This is a genomic window from Lysobacter avium (assembly GCF_015209745.1).
GTDB classification, from domain to species: domain Bacteria; phylum Pseudomonadota; class Gammaproteobacteria; order Xanthomonadales; family Xanthomonadaceae; genus Novilysobacter; species Novilysobacter avium.
Genome location: NZ_CP063657.1, coordinates 2,788,124 through 2,801,976 on the forward strand (window position 1 = coordinate 2,788,124; position 13,853 = coordinate 2,801,976).

Below are 13,853 nucleotides of genomic sequence, written 5' to 3' on the forward strand. Positions count from 1 at the left end.
TTTTCCTGCTTGCGCCTGCGCTGCCTGCGCTCGCGCTGATCCACCGTCACAAGGAGTTCCCATGGCCCGGCCGCACACCGAGTTCCTGCAAAACCAGTCCCTGCCCTGGGAGCCCGAGGAACTGTTGCCGGGCGCCTGGACCCGGACCCTGAGCGTGGATGACGAGACCGGTGCCTGCACGCTGTTGTCAAAGATGGACGCGGGACTGCATTTCGAGCAGGGCAGCCGCATCGCCGCCGACGAGGAGTTCTACGTCCTCTCGGGCAGCTATTACCTCAACGGCTTCGAGTACGCCGAAGGCTGCTACGGCTTCTACCCGGCCGGCCACCCGCGCGCCGGCGCCTACTCGCCCGACGGCGCGGTGGTCCTGCGCTTCTTCGACAGCCGTCCACGCCTGATGTCCAGCGACGAGCCTGCGCCGGAGGACCGCACCCCGCCGGTGTCCTTCGTCGACACCTACCGCATGGTGTGGGACCGCAGCGTGCTGGACTACCGGCTCAACCACCTTGCCTGCGGCCGCAAGATCCTGCGCATCGATCCGGTCACCCAGCAGAAGACCTTCCTGTTCATGACCGCGCCGCAGACCCACCCGACCAACTGGCGCGGGCCGAAGGAACACCACCCCACGCCGGAAGAGGCGTTCCTGATCGCCGGTGACCTGACCGGGGAATACGGGACCATGCGGCCGGGCTCGTACTTCTGGCGGCCGCCGGGCATCCCGCACGGGCCCTACGGCTCGCGCGGCGGCTCGCTGATCCTGATCCGGTTTGTGGGTGGCGCGCACATCAACCACTGGAGCAGCGACCAGCACCACTTCGACTACAAGCAGGCCTACCAGCCGGTGCTGCCACCGGAACTGGAGGAGATCGCCCAGCCGCCGGCGCCGCTGGAAGCGCCGTACTGAGGTCCGCCCTCCGCCGCACGACCGCAAGACCCGCCATCCAGCCACGCCAGCCATTCCACCCCGGGAGACCGCCGCATGTTCCACACCATCATCCTGCTCAAATGGGCCCATATCCTCGCCATGGTCTATTGGCTGGGCGGCGAATGGGGCGTGTTCCAGTCCAGCTACCAGGTGATCAACCGGTCGCTGCCGCTGGCCGAACGCCGCCGCCACATGGAGACCGCTTACCGCATCGACATCCTGGCGCGTACCGGGATCATCCTGCTGCTGCCGCTGGGCCTGCACATGGGCACGCTGTGGGGAGTGAATCCGCTCAATGGCGGCTGGCTGGTGCTGTTCTGGGTGCTCGGCCTGTCCTGGCTGGGCCTGTGCTGGGCGGCGTTCTTCAAGCGCGACACCGACGCGGGCATCCGCCTGACCCGGATCGACGAGGCGGTGCGGTTCGTGCTGATCCCGTTGCTGGCGATCTGCGCTATCTCCTCGCTGATGGGCCATGGCCCCTTCAGCGGTGGCGAGGATGGCCCCAACTGGTACGCGACCAAGGTCCTGATCTATTCGGGCCTGCTGGTGATCGGCCTGAAGCTGCGTTTCATCATGCGCGAGTGGACGGTGATGTTCCGCAAGCTCGACCAGGCGCCCGACGCCGCCATCGAGGCCACGCTGGAGCGCTCGATCAGGATCGGCCGCGGCCTGGCCTACTTCTACTGGATCGGCATCTCCACGGTCTGCCTGATCGGCGCCGCCAAGGCATTCTGAGGACGCTGCATTGATGAATCTCGGTTTGTGGAGCGCCGCGCACATCCTGGTGATCGGCTATTGGCTGGGCACCGACCTGGCCGTGTATTACCTGAGCGGTTTCATCGTCGACCCCAAGACCCCGACACCGGTGCGGATGTTCGCCACCAAGGCCATGCTGATCCTGGACATGGTGCCGCGCACGGCGCTGGTACTGACGGCGGCGATCGGCCTCACCCTCACCACCGGCATCGGCCTGATGCCGTCGCTGGAGCGATGGTTGCCGCTGGCGTGGGTGCTGAGCCTGGCGTGGCTGGCGCTGACGTGGACCGTGCATCAGCTCGGCAACAGCGCGTGGGGCCGCCGGCTGGGCCGGGTCGACTTCGTGTTCCGGGTACTGGTCGTGGCCGCCGGCGTCTGGCTCGCGGTCGATGCCACCCGCGCCGGCGGCCTGATCACCCCGGCGCCGTGGCTGGGCATCAAGATCGCGATGATGGCGCTGTCGATCGCGATGGGCCTGCTGATCCGCGTCCAGCTCAAGCCGTTCGGTCCGATGCTGGCCAAGGTGGCCGACGGCAGCGCGACGCCCGCTGACGACGTGGCGCTGCAGCGTCTGATGGCGAGGGTGAAGGTTCCCGTGTGGGTGATCTGGATCGCGCTGGTGATCGCGGCCGTGCTGGGCAGCACGAAAGGGGTTTTCTAGCAGGCTGATGGCGGCGAGCGCTCCGGCGCGGTGGTGCCTCCGCCAACCCGACGACTGTTTCGCGCGCCCGGCTGACTTTACCGTGGCGGGCGGCGTGCTGTGCCGATCCGGCTCCTGTCCAATGGTTGCGGGACAGCCGTTGCAAATTGTCCGGACATTTCTTGACCCGGTAAACCTATTGATATATCGATAGGTTCAATCCAGTGGTTCAACGTCAATGAGTGTGGAGGTGTTGGTGAGCGAACGACTTTATCGGTGCGCGCTGGCAGTGGCAGTCGCCGCGGCCTTGGGCAGCATGCCCGTCCACGCCCAGCAGGCGACGGCGGAAGACGCCAGCAGCCAGGCCGTCCAGTTGGACAGCGTCAGCGTCACGGCCCAGCGCCGCGAGGAGCAGGTCCAGGACACGCCGGTGGTGATCACCGTGCTCAACGCCGAGGAGCTCAAGCGCAAGCAGGTCTCCCGGGTCGATGACCTGAAGTTCCACGTGCCCAACATCACCATCGACCAGAACACCTCGACCAGTTCGGGCGCGAAGATCTTCCTGCGCGGCGTGGGCCAGGACGAGTCGATCTTCACCGCCGACCCGGCGGTGGCGATCTACATCGACGATGTCTACATCCCGCGTCAGAACGGCTCGATGTTCGACCTTTACGACGTGGAGCGCATCGAGGTTCTGCGTGGCCCCCAGGGCACCCTGTACGGCCGCAACGCCACCGGCGGCGCGATCCGCTACATCACCCGCAAGCCCAAGGGCGACGAGCGGCTCGAGGTGGATGCCACGGTCGGCAACTACGGCCGCGCCGACATGCGGGTCATGTACAACACCCGCCTGGGCGAGACCCTCGACTTCTCCGCCGCGGCGCTGACCCGCAACCGTGACGGCTTCATCCGCGAGCAGGTCAGCGGCAAGGACGTCAACGACAGCAAGGTCAACGCCGCGCGCATCGGCTTCTCGATGCCGGTAGCGGAAAACTCCTACGCTTCGCTCAACATCGACCGTCTGCGCGAGCGCTCAACTCCCAGCTACGCGGTGCCGGTAGCCATGGTGGATGGGAAGACCGTGCCGCGCCTGGAGAACCTGTACACCACCCGCAGCGACCTGGTGGGCGGCATCAACGATCTGGACCAGTTCGGCGCCGCGTTCACCTTCGAGACCTATTTCGACAACGTCCTGTGGCGTCATATCGCCCACTACCGCAGCATGGACAACCAGATCTACGTCGACGTGGACGGCACCGACCGCCTGCTCTACCACCTGATGCAGGACCAGGAGCAGAGCCAGCGGGGTTATGAAACCCAACTGGTCTCCACCGGCGATGGGCCGTTGACCTGGGTCGCTGGCGTTTTCGCTTTCCGCGAGAAGAACGACCAGCCGACCCGCAACGACATCTTCGGCATCGGCGGCGTCTACGACATCGCCCAGGACACCACCGCGCTGGCGGCCTACGCCCAGGCGACCTACGCGGTGAACGATCGTTTCAACCTCACCGCCGGTGGCCGCTTCAGCCACGAGAAGAAGGACCTGTCGGTGCTGGGACGCGATCGCGCGGGTAACGAGACCTTCCAGGTCAACCGCCACGGCCGCTGGTCCAAGCCGGACTGGAAGGTGATGGCCGACTACGACCTCACCGACAACGTGATGGGCTTCCTCACCGTGTCGACCGGCTTCAAGAGTGGCGGTTTCAACGGACGCGGCACGACACCGGCAACGATCACCCCGTTTGACGAGGAGACCGTGCGCTCCTACGAGGCCGGCATCAAGAGCACGCTGTGGGACAACCGCGTGCGCCTGAACGCGACCTACTACCGCAACGACTACGGCGGCCTGCAGCTGTCGGCGATCGACCCCAACGGCGTGTACGTCACCACCAACGCCACCGGCGCGCTGATCCAGGGCATCGAGCTGGAGGCCCAGGCCCAGCTGACCAAAAACTGGAACCTGAGCGCGAGCATCGGCACGATCGACGCCGAGTACCGCGACTACGCGGAGATCAACAAGGACAAGTTCGAGGGCCGGGACCTGAAGCAGGCGCCGGAAATGCAGTGGCAGATCGGCACCACCTACGTACAGCCACTGGCCGCCGCGCAACTGGTGTTCAACGCCCAGGTCGCGCGCACCGACATGTTCTATCAGAACCAGGACCTGTCGGAGCTGATAAAGACCCCGGCCAACACCCAGGCCAGCGCACGGATCGGCTATGAACCCACCGACGCGAACTGGTCGGTCGCCGTATGGGGTCGCAACCTCACCAACACCCGGGTGTCCGCCGGTGGCTTTGATATTCCCGGGCTGGGCGTTGGCGTGATCTACCCCACCCTGCCGCGCACCTACGGCATCGATTTCAACTACAAGTTCTGGTAGCAGACGCGCGAACCAGACCGGGAGGCCTGCCATTGCAGGCCTTTTTGGTATATAGATATAACATTAGGACTTGAATAGCGGAGTGGACACGCGTGGCAGCAACTTTGGCCGAAAAGATCATCGCCCACGCCTGTCAGCGCGACAGCGTGAGCCCCGGGCAGATCGTCACCGCATCGCTGGACCTGCTGATGATGCATGACTCCGGCGGCCCGCGGCGGGTGGCCTCGCGACTGGAGCAGCTCGGCGCGAAGGTGTGGGATCCCGACAAGGTGGTGGTGGTCAGCGACCACTTCGTCCCTGCCACCGATCTGGAAAGTGCGGAGATCCTGGCGCTCACCCGGCGCTGGGCGCAGCAGGCCGGGGTGCGCCACTACGACATGCTCGGCATCTGCCACGTGGTGCTGCAGGAAGGCGGCCACGTGCAGCCGGGCATGTTCTGCGTCGGCGGCGATTCGCACTCGCCCAGTGGCGGTGCGTACGGCGCGTTCATGATGGGCGTCGGCGCGACCGACATCACCGGCGCACTGGTCACCGGCGAGTTGTGGCTGAAGGTGCCGCAGACGGTACGCGTGAACTGGGACGGCGCGCTGGCCGCCGGCGTCAGCGCCAAGGACATCATGCTCTACCTGTGCGCCACGCTCGGCATGGGCAACGAGAACCAGGCCTTCGAGTACGACGGCGCGGCGGTACGCGCGATGTCGATGTCCGAGCGCATGGTGTTGTGCAACATGTCGGCCGAACTGGGCGCGGAAACCGGCATGGTCGCCGCAGACGAGAAGACACTGGCCGCGCTGGTCGAAGCCGGCCGACCGTTCACGGGCGACATCGCGCGCTGGCAAAGCGATCCCGATGCAGCGTGCCTGGCCGAACATAACTACGACGCCGGCACGCTGGCACCGCAGATCGCCGCGCCGCACAGTCCCGCCAACAGCCGCGCGGTGACCGAGTACGAGCCGATCCACATCGACCAGGGCTATATCGGCGCCTGCACCGGCGCCAAGCTGTCCGACCTGCACATGGCCGCCGAGGTGCTCAAGGGCCGCAGGATCGCCAGCAACACCCGGCTGCTGATCGCCCCGGCGTCGGTGGCGATGACCCGCGCGGCTGCCGCCGATGGCACCCTGGAGATCCTGACCGAAGCCGGCGCGATCATGCTGCCGACGGGCTGCGGCGCATGCGCCGGCATGGGCGCGGGTATGTACTCGGCGGGCGAAGTCGGCCTGTCCACCACTGCCCGCAACTTCAAGGGCCGCATGGGCTCGGCGCAGGCGCAGGTCTACCTGGGCTCGCCCTACAGCGTGGCGGCCGGCGCGGTGAAGGGCTACATCTGCGACCCGCGCGAACTGCTGGCGGAACCGGCGTGATGGCCGCAGATGCGAAAACCCCGCCCCACGGAGCACGCCATGACCGCTGACACCACCCCCGACAAGCCGATCGATATCCGGACCACCGACCTCCCTCCCGCCGCGGCCAGCGCGCTGAGCCGGCGTGGCCGCGCGTTCGTGTTCGGCGACAACATCGACACCGACCTGCTCGCCCCGGGCCCGTATATGCGCGAGTCGCCCGAGGTGCTGGCCAGCCACTGCCTGGAAGCGATCGACCCGGACTTTGCCAGTGACGTGCAGCGCGGCGACATCGTGGTGGGCGGCAAGTCCTTCGGCATCGGTTCCTCGCGCGAGCAGGCGGTGCAATCGCTGGTGGTGCTGGGCGTCGGCGCGATCGTCGCCACCTCGTTTGCGCGGATCTTCTACCGCAACGCGCTGAATTTCGGCCTGCCCGCCCTCACCTGCCCCGACCTTCAGGCCGAGCGCGGTGACGATGTGGAAGTGCGGCCGCAGGAAGGCCTGGTGATCAACCACACCAGCGGCAAGCAGTACCGGTGCGAGAGCATTCCGCCCGAGCTGATGGAGATCGTCAACGTCGGCGGACTGATGCCGTGGCTGGCCCGCAAGCTTGCGGCGGACGCCGAGACGGCGTCGGGTACCGATGCGTCATCCGGTGATCCTGCGTGAGCGCAGCCGCGTCGCCCGGACCGACATTCCGACGTGAGGGCATCCTCCACGTAACGCTGATTGCGCCGGATCTGGACGCGGTATGCGCCGCCTATCGCGAACAGCTGGGCCTGGCCGTCGCCGCGCGCCACCCGCTGGACAGCGAGCTTGCCCAGGTCCTGGGCCTGGCCGACCTTGCCGGTGCGCCGGTGGCCTGGCTCGCCAACCCGGCCGGCGAAGCCGTCGTGCGAATGGTGGAAGACCCGCAGGCGCGCCAGCTGGAACCGATGTTCCGCCATGGCTGGCTGTCGCTGGAGGTCCTCGTCGCCGACGTCGATGCATTGGTCGCCGATCTGCGCCCGCCCTTCCGCGTGCTGCGCCCGCCGGCCGACCTGGAACTGAGCCCCGCGATCCGCGCCAGCCAGGTGCTCGGTCCCTGCGGGGAAATGCTCTACCTGACCAGCATCAAGGCCGCCGTGCCGCCCTTCGACCTTCCGATGAGCGATGAACGGTTTTCCCACAGCTTCATCGGCGTGATGTCCACGCCCGACCGCGACGCCTCGCAGGCCGCGTGGGCGGCGCTGGCCGGCCACCCCGGCTGGGCGTTCGAGACCAAGATCACCGTGCTCAACGACGCGTTCGGGAAGGATCTCGGCGATCGCTACCCCGTTGCGGTCGTCGCGCTGCCGGGACAGTGCATGGTGGAGATCGACGAGGTGAAACTGCCTGACGATTCCGGTCTGGAGGCGGCGCGTGAAGCGATCGCGGACATCGACGTACTTTCTTTCGATTCAATGGATGCGAAGCGCCGGTTTGCCGGCCAACACAGCATCGCCCTTCGACTGGCCGCACTGCCCGAAGGCCTTGCCTCGGCCGGCTGGAACTTGATCGGCGATGTCCAACTCGGCGTTGCGCGCCATGTAGGACTCGTCGGCCCGGCAGGCGAGCACGTGCAGTTGATTGTGGACTGCTGACGCGCCGCGGCACGCGCCGTCGCTCAGAAACCGACGCCGCACCGTTCGTAGGCGTTGGCCGCGCTCGCGATCTTCTCGCTCGCCGCCAGAGTGATCAGTGTCGCGGCAACGCCGCTCAGACAGGTCACGCCGAAGCGTTTGATCGATTCGGCCGGTCGCAGCAAGACTGAGCCCGCAAGCGCGGCAACCGTCCCCAGAACCAGCACGCCAAGGGCTGCCTCGGGAAACACGAGCGGCCCAAACATCACGACAAGCAGCGCCCAGCCGACCGCGCCGCCGCTGTCATTGCACGCCGCTCCGTAGTAGCCGACCAGCGCGGCGAATGACAGCAACACCACGAGTGCCAAGCACGTCAGGAAACCGAAAAACGGGCGCGACTGCGGATCATCCATGACCGGCTCCAACGAGGATTCAATGTTTACAGGAGCGGCGAGGCAATGCGCCTCACCGCGAGATTCCACCGGTCAGCGGGGCTTGCTGCTCGCCAGCATCGCCAGAAACGGGGTGGCGATCGCAACGCCGACCCCAATCCCCAGGCCCACGCTGTGAAAAACGGCGCCAATCACGACACCCATCCCGCCGCCCAGAGAAAGCGCGAGCGCCAGCGCCTGCGGATGACTCAACTTTGTCTTGTTTTGCATAGCCCACCTCTCCCTGTGGCGTCAGACACGAATATCCACGGGTTGGACGGATGGTGCAAACACGGACGGTGCGCCCCAGAAGGAGCGATCAGTCATTCTTGTCTGAGACCTTCCCCGCCCCCGGCATACCAACCACACCGGCACTGCCCAGCGCCGCCAACTCGGTCGCATCCAACCCAAGCAGCTCACCCAGGACCGCGCCGGTGTGCTCGCCCAGTCCGGGAGCGGCGTGGCCATAGGCGATCGGTGTGGCCGAAAACCGCACCGGGTTGGCGACGCCGGGCACGTGGCCGGCGGTCGGGTGCGGCAGCTCGATGCGCAGTCCGCGTGCCTGCACCTGCGGGTCGTCGAAGACCTGGTCGATGCGGTTGACCGGCGCGCAGGGGACGGTGGCTGCTTCCAAGCCGGCCAGCCAGTGGGCGCTGGGGCGGGTCGCCAGGCGCTGCTCCAGATACGGCACCACGCGGTCGCGGTTGGCGACGCGCGCGGCGTTGGTGGCGTAGCGCGGATCGGTCGCCAGTTCCGGATCACCGAGGACCTCGCAGAAGCGGGCGAACTGGCCATCATTTCCGACGGCGAGCATGAAGTAGCCGTCCGCGGTCGGCATCACCTGGTAGGGGACGATGTTGGGGTGGGCGCTGCCCTGGCGCTGCGGCACCTCGCCGCCGACCAGGTAGTTGGACGCCTGGTTGGCCAGCCAAGCGACCTGGGTATCGAGCAGGGCCAGGTCGATGTGCTGGCCTTCGCCGTGGCGCTCGGCGTGGCGCAGCGCGGCCAGGATCGCCGACACCGCGTACATGCCGGTCATCAGGTCGGTCGCGGCGACGCCGACTTTCTGCGGCACGCCGCCGGGCGAACCTTCGGGCTCGCCGGTGATACTCATCAAGCCGCCGATCGCCTGGATCGCGGCGTCGTAGCCGGCGCGCTTGGCATACGGACCGGTCTGGCCGAAACCGGTGATCGAGCAGTACACCAGCCGGGGGTTGATCGCCTTCAAACTGGCATAGTCGAGCCCGTATTTGGCCAGTCCGCCGACCTTGTAGTTTTCGACCAGGATGTCGCAATGCCGGGCCATCTCGCGGATCAGGCGCTGGCCTTCCTGGCCGGTGAAGTCGATCGCCACCGAGCGCTTGCCGCGGTTGGCGCACAGGTAATAAGCCGACTCCGCGGTGGGCTGCCCATTGGCGTCGTGCAGCCACGGCGGCCCCCAGCCACGGGTGTCGTCGCCGCCTTCGGGGCGTTCGACCTTGATCACATCGGCGCCGAAATCGGCCAGCACCTGGGTGGCCCACGGCCCGGCGAGGATGCGGGAGAGGTCGAGGACGCGCACGCCATCCAGGGGTTTCATCGCGGCCCCCAGTCGTTGCAGGCTTGCGGGAGCGAGGGTTGCCAGCCGACCGCCTGCTGGAAGGATTCGGCCAGCGAGATCAGCGACCACTCGTCGCCAATGTCCCCGACCAGCTGCAGGCCCAGCGGCAGTTCGCCTTCCGCTACCGCCACCGGCACTGAAAGCGCGGGATTGCCGGCGAAGTTCGCGTACCCCGTCAGGTCGGCCTGGTTGGGCGGCGTAGAGGTATCGAAGGCAAAAGCGCGCTGCGGCGTGGTCGGCATCACCAGCACGTCGCACTGCGCCAGCCACTGCTGCAGCTGCACCTGGGCTTGATCGAGCACGCGCGCCGCGGCCACCAGATCGCTGGCCGACTTGCGCTCGGCGTAGGCCATCAACTTCTGCAGCAGCGGCGAGAACCGCTCGCGTTGGTGCTCCCAATCGTCGGCGTGCTCGATCAGCATTTCCGCCTCGCACACCAGCAGGCCGGCACGGCGCGAATGGCCGGGCGCGACGGCGGGCGCGGGCAGGTCCACGCGCTGGTGGCCCAGACCGAGCAGCGTCCGCATTCCGTCCTCGAAGGCCTCGGCAATGCCGGGATCCCACTCCACGGTGTCGCCGAAATCCACCACCCCCAGCCGCAGCGGACCGGTGGATGCTGGCGCGAAATGGATCGCCCGCGACTGCGCGCTGGCCGGGTCGAAGCCCGCCAGCACCGGCAGCAGCAAACGCAGGTCGCGCGCCGAACGCGCCAGCGGCCCTATGTGGTCAAGCCGATGACTGAGCGCGACTGTGCCGCGGGTGCTGATCGCGCCCCAGCTGGGTTTGAGACCGACCACGCCGCAATAGCTGGCCGGGATGCGCACCGAGCCCATGCTGTCGGTTCCGAGCGAAGCGCTGCACAGCCCGGCGGCCACGGCCGCGCCGCTGCCGCCGCTGGAACCGCCGGGGGTCAAGCCGGGACGGTGCGGGTTGTGGCAGGCGCCGAAGTGCGGGTTGTTGTTGTCCGCGCCCAGTGCCGCCTCGTGCATGTTGAGCTTGCCGACGATGACCGCGCCGGCCTCGCGCAGGCGTGCGACCGACGGACTGTCGGCGTCGGCCGGGGCGTTGTCGCGACGGGTCGCCATGCCGGCGGTGGTAACGAAGCCGGCCGCATCGATGTTGTCCTTGATCGCCACCGGCACGCCTTCCAGCGCGCGCGCGGTGCCGGCCTTGCGGCGGGCATCGGCATCGTCGGCTGCACGGCGGGCCGCATCGCCATCCACCGCCAGGTAGCTGTTCAGCACCGGCTGGCTGGCATCGATCGCCGCCAGCTGCTGCTCCAGCAGGTCGCGGCAGCTGAGCTCGCCGCGCTCCAGCCGGGCCAGCTGCGATGTCATGTCTTCGCCCAGCAGGGCGGCGTCGATGCGGCTCATGGCGTCGGACTCTTACTCGAAGCGCTTGTCGATCAGGCGGATGGGTTTCTGCCGCGTTTCCATGCCGGTCAGCGGCGCCAGCGAGCCGGGCTCGGCCAGCACGATGCTGACATCCACGCCCAGGCGCATGCGCAGCAGCGCGGCAAACTCAGCGGCCAGCGCGGCGTCCGTCGTCTCGCCCTTGACCTCGATGTGCACGGCCAGGTCGTCGCGGCCGGCGGCATCGCGGGTGGTCACGCAGATGAACTCGCCGGCAAACCCGGCGTGTTCCTCCAGGATCGGCGCCATCGCCTGGGGGAACACGTTGATGCCGCGCACCTTGACCATGTTGTCGCTGCGGCCGAGGAAGCCCTCGATGCGGCGCAGGTTGATGCCCAGCGAGGACGGCGTGGTCAGCACGCGGGTCACGTCGTGGGTGTTGAAGCGGATGATCGGGTAGATGTCGTCCTTGTACAGGCAGGTCACGACCATGTCGCCGGTCTCGCCGTCGGCCACCGGCTCGCCGTCGTCCACGCCGAGGACCTCGACGTACTGGGCGTCCTCCATCAGGTACAGGCCGTCCTGGTCCGGGCCCTGGCCGGCGATCGCGCCGGTGTCGCCCACGCCGTACCAGTCATACAGCTGCGCCCCGCCCCAGGCCTTGGACAGCGACTCGCGCGACTCGCGGCCCAGGTGGCCGGAAATCATCCGGATCGGAATGTCCCGGCCCGGCTCGAGGCCCTGCTCGCGGGCGACGTCGGCCAGCTTCTTGATGTAGTCGGCGAAACCGACGATCACGGTCGCGCCCATGTCGCGCATCAGGTTGACCTGCTGCACCGAGCGCATCTCGATGCCGGTACCGGCCGAGCAGAACAGCGCCTGGGTGAAGTGGTTCACGGCCTCGCGGATGTAGTGGCCGCCATTGATCATGCCGTGGCCGTAGACCGAATGGACGACGTCGCCGGCCTGCATGCCCTGCCAGCGGTACAGGCGCGCCAGCAGCAGGTTCTGCACCTCGCGGCTGTGGGGGCTGAACAGCAGCGGCTGCGGCCGGCCGGTGGTGCCACTGGTGGTGTGGAACACCAGCGGCGTGTCGCCGGCGGCGGTGCCGTCGCGCCAGCCGTGGAAATCGCCCAGCGGCGGCTTGGATTCCACCGAGGCCATGATCTCGTGCTTGCCATAGACCGGCAGTTTGGTGATGTCGGCCAGACCGGTGATGTCGCCCGGCTCGAGGCCGGCATCGCCCCACAGGCGCTGGTAGAACGGGATCTGCCAGGCGCGCGCTACGCAGCGGCGGAAGCGCGCGTCCTGCTCGGCGAACAGCTCGTCGCGGCTGATGCTGCTGAAGCGATCGGTGAAGGCTTTGTCCAGCGGGTACTCGGCCAGCAGTTTGTTGACGTCGAAGGATTCGAAATAGGTCGCGTTGGTGGTCATGGGGCCTCAACAATCAGTAGGTCGACCAGGCGACGCACGTCATCGAGCGCCTCCAGCCGGTCGAGAACGGTGAGCAGGTCCGTGCGGCGGGCGGGGTCGAAGGGCCGGGCCGCGTGGTCCAGGCAATGGTGGAATTTCTCGAGCTGCTGGGCACTGTCCAGCGGGCGCTCCGGAGAGCCAAGTGCGGCATCGCGGTGGTTGTGCAATTCGCGCCCGTCCGTGGTGGTGACCACCAGGCTTTGCGGCACCAGCGCGTTGGGATCGTCGCAGTCGTTGGGCTCGACCTGCAGGCGCTCGGCAAACTGCGCGCGCACCGGGTCGGCGAGGGCTTCGGCCGAATACGCGTCCAGCCCGACCCGGCCCTCGATCAGCATCGTGCCGGTCAGGTAAGGCAGGCACAGGCGGGCGTAGCTGGTTTCCATGCCGGCCTTGTACGGCCGCGACACCAGCCGGCGTACCAGCGGCGGCGCGCGCAGGACGATGCGCTCGACGTCGCCGATCCGCAGGTCCTCACGCCCACGCAGCTCGCGCAGCATGTCCAGGCAGGCGTGCGCGGCGCCGCCGGTGGGGAACACCTTGTGGCTGACCTGCTCGATCTGCGCGTCGCCGGCGGCGAGCGCGGCCAGTGCGGGGCGGGTGTCGAACGCGCCCTCGATCAGTGGCAGGTAGCCGAACGGGCCTTCCAGCCAGTCGTGCGGGGCCGGGAAGCCGTGGTTGGCCAGCGTCCAGGCGGTAATCGCCGCGCGCGCATTGAAGGCGATCTGCAGGGCCAGGGTCGGCGAGCCTTCCACGTGCGCCTGCATGGTCCCCGACAGGTGGCTGTAGGTCAGCCCGAGCGCACGGTGCAGGGTCGCCTCGTCGGCCTGATGCAGGTGGGCGATGCCGGCGACCGCGCCCAGTGCGCCGCACATCGCCGGGCGGAAGAAGCGCATGGGCGCGCGGCCGCTGATGCCGATCAGGGTCGCCACGTCGACCGCGATGGCGACCGCGGCGATCAACCGCTTGCCGTCCACGCGGCCGCGCTGCTCGGCCGCGGTGACCAGGCTGGATAGCACGACCGCCATCGGATGCACGACCGCGGGCATGTGCACGCAGTCGAACTCCTGGTTGTGGATCTGGAAGCCGTTCACCATCGCCGCGCTGGAGGCGTGCAGGCGCTCGCCGGTGACCCAGACGCGGGCGTCGTTGCCGCTGCCACTGCCCAGGGTCTGGGCGGCGTCGCGCACGGTCTGGTTGAGCGGCACCTGCGGGCCGGAGCCGGCGATGCCGACCGATACGCCGTCCATGATGAAGGTCTTGACCGCGGCGACGGCTTTGGGCGAGAGGTCCTCATAGCGCAGGTCGGCCGCATGGGCGACCAGCGCCTCGGTCAGACGGGGCATGGGTTC

Annotated in this window: 13 protein-coding genes; 7 read left to right on the forward strand and 6 right to left on the reverse strand. The window is 67.8% G+C overall.

Features of this window, described 5'->3' with window-relative positions:
• Positions 1 to 61: 61 nt before the first annotated feature.
• The 7 genes from INQ42_RS12515 (at position 62) to INQ42_RS12545 (ending at position 7,669) form a co-directional block, all read left to right on the forward strand.
• Positions 62 to 904 carry a cupin domain-containing protein gene (locus tag INQ42_RS12515; RefSeq protein ID WP_194034556.1) on the forward strand — a complete coding sequence of 281 codons (843 nt, stop codon included), beginning with the start codon at positions 62 to 64 and terminating at the stop codon, positions 902 to 904.
• Between the two features lie 75 nt (positions 905 to 979).
• Complete coding sequence (locus INQ42_RS12520) at positions 980 to 1,660, forward strand: hypothetical protein (protein ID WP_194034557.1); 681 nt, start codon at positions 980 to 982, stop codon at positions 1,658 to 1,660.
• 13 nt (positions 1,661 to 1,673) lie between these two features.
• On the forward strand, positions 1,674 to 2,342 hold the full coding sequence (locus INQ42_RS12525; RefSeq protein WP_194034558.1) for a hypothetical protein: 669 nt from the start codon (positions 1,674 to 1,676) through the stop codon (positions 2,340 to 2,342).
• 235 nt (positions 2,343 to 2,577) lie between these two features.
• Entirely contained in the window at positions 2,578 to 4,704 is a 2,127-nt protein-coding gene (locus INQ42_RS12530) for a TonB-dependent receptor (protein ID WP_194034559.1), read from the forward strand.
• Positions 4,705 to 4,796: 92 nt separating this feature from the next.
• The gene (locus INQ42_RS12535) at positions 4,797 to 6,068 is read left to right on the forward strand and encodes a 3-isopropylmalate dehydratase large subunit (RefSeq protein ID WP_228064378.1); all 1,272 of its coding nucleotides are present in this window, start codon (positions 4,797 to 4,799) and stop codon (positions 6,066 to 6,068) included.
• A 39-nt stretch (positions 6,069 to 6,107) separates the two neighbouring features.
• Complete coding sequence (locus INQ42_RS12540; RefSeq protein ID WP_194034560.1) at positions 6,108 to 6,716, forward strand: LeuD/DmdB family oxidoreductase small subunit; 609 nt, start codon at positions 6,108 to 6,110, stop codon at positions 6,714 to 6,716.
• A complete protein-coding gene (locus INQ42_RS12545) occupies positions 6,713 to 7,669 on the forward strand; it encodes a VOC family protein (RefSeq protein ID WP_194034561.1) in 957 nt (318 codons plus the stop codon). Before INQ42_RS12540 ends, INQ42_RS12545 begins: the two co-directional genes overlap by 4 nt.
• A gap of 23 nt (positions 7,670 to 7,692) precedes the next feature.
• Here the strand turns inward: INQ42_RS12545 and INQ42_RS12550 are convergent, their stop codons facing one another.
• From INQ42_RS12550 to INQ42_RS12575, 6 genes are all read right to left on the reverse strand, one after another.
• Positions 7,693 to 8,061 (reverse strand): hypothetical protein, encoded by a 369-nt coding sequence (locus INQ42_RS12550; protein WP_194034562.1) that lies wholly within the window; start codon positions 8,059 to 8,061, stop codon positions 7,693 to 7,695.
• Positions 8,062 to 8,133: 72 nt separating this feature from the next.
• On the reverse strand, positions 8,134 to 8,310 hold the full coding sequence (locus INQ42_RS12555; RefSeq protein ID WP_194035907.1) for a hypothetical protein: 177 nt from the start codon (positions 8,308 to 8,310) through the stop codon (positions 8,134 to 8,136).
• 88 nt (positions 8,311 to 8,398) lie between these two features.
• Positions 8,399 to 9,658 (reverse strand): CaiB/BaiF CoA transferase family protein, encoded by a 1,260-nt coding sequence (locus INQ42_RS12560; protein WP_194034563.1) that lies wholly within the window; start codon positions 9,656 to 9,658, stop codon positions 8,399 to 8,401.
• Positions 9,655 to 11,052, reverse strand: a complete 1,398-nt coding sequence (locus INQ42_RS12565; RefSeq protein WP_194034564.1) for an amidase — start codon at positions 11,050 to 11,052, stop codon at positions 9,655 to 9,657. The genes INQ42_RS12560 and INQ42_RS12565 overlap by 4 nt, the downstream gene beginning before the upstream one ends.
• Positions 11,053 to 11,064: 12 nt before the next feature.
• Positions 11,065 to 12,465, reverse strand: a complete 1,401-nt coding sequence (locus tag INQ42_RS12570) for a phenylacetate--CoA ligase family protein (RefSeq protein ID WP_194034565.1) — start codon at positions 12,463 to 12,465, stop codon at positions 11,065 to 11,067.
• A complete protein-coding gene (locus tag INQ42_RS12575; protein ID WP_194034566.1) occupies positions 12,462 to 13,847 on the reverse strand; it encodes an MmgE/PrpD family protein in 1,386 nt (461 codons plus the stop codon). The genes INQ42_RS12570 and INQ42_RS12575 overlap by 4 nt, the downstream gene beginning before the upstream one ends.
• Positions 13,848 to 13,853 lie beyond the last annotated feature (6 nt).

Coding starts and splice junctions, on each gene's coding strand:
- INQ42_RS12515 (WP_194034556.1), top strand. CDS start 62: ATGGCCCGGCCGCACACCGAGTTCCTGCAAAACCAGTCCCTGCCCTGG.
- INQ42_RS12520 (WP_194034557.1), top strand. CDS start 980: ATGTTCCACACCATCATCCTGCTCAAATGGGCCCATATCCTCGCCATG.
- INQ42_RS12525 (WP_194034558.1), top strand. CDS start 1,674: ATGAATCTCGGTTTGTGGAGCGCCGCGCACATCCTGGTGATCGGCTAT.
- INQ42_RS12540 (WP_194034560.1), top strand. CDS start 6,108: ATGACCGCTGACACCACCCCCGACAAGCCGATCGATATCCGGACCACC.
- INQ42_RS12550 (WP_194034562.1), bottom strand. CDS start 8,061: ATGGATGATCCGCAGTCGCGCCCGTTTTTCGGTTTCCTGACGTGCTTG.
- INQ42_RS12555 (WP_194035907.1), bottom strand. CDS start 8,310: ATGCAAAACAAGACAAAGTTGAGTCATCCGCAGGCGCTGGCGCTCGCG.
- INQ42_RS12560 (WP_194034563.1), bottom strand. CDS start 9,658: ATGAAACCCCTGGATGGCGTGCGCGTCCTCGACCTCTCCCGCATCCTC.
- INQ42_RS12565 (WP_194034564.1), bottom strand. CDS start 11,052: ATGAGCCGCATCGACGCCGCCCTGCTGGGCGAAGACATGACATCGCAG.
- INQ42_RS12570 (WP_194034565.1), bottom strand. CDS start 12,465: ATGACCACCAACGCGACCTATTTCGAATCCTTCGACGTCAACAAACTG.
- INQ42_RS12575 (WP_194034566.1), bottom strand. CDS start 13,847: ATGCCCCGTCTGACCGAGGCGCTGGTCGCCCATGCGGCCGACCTGCGC.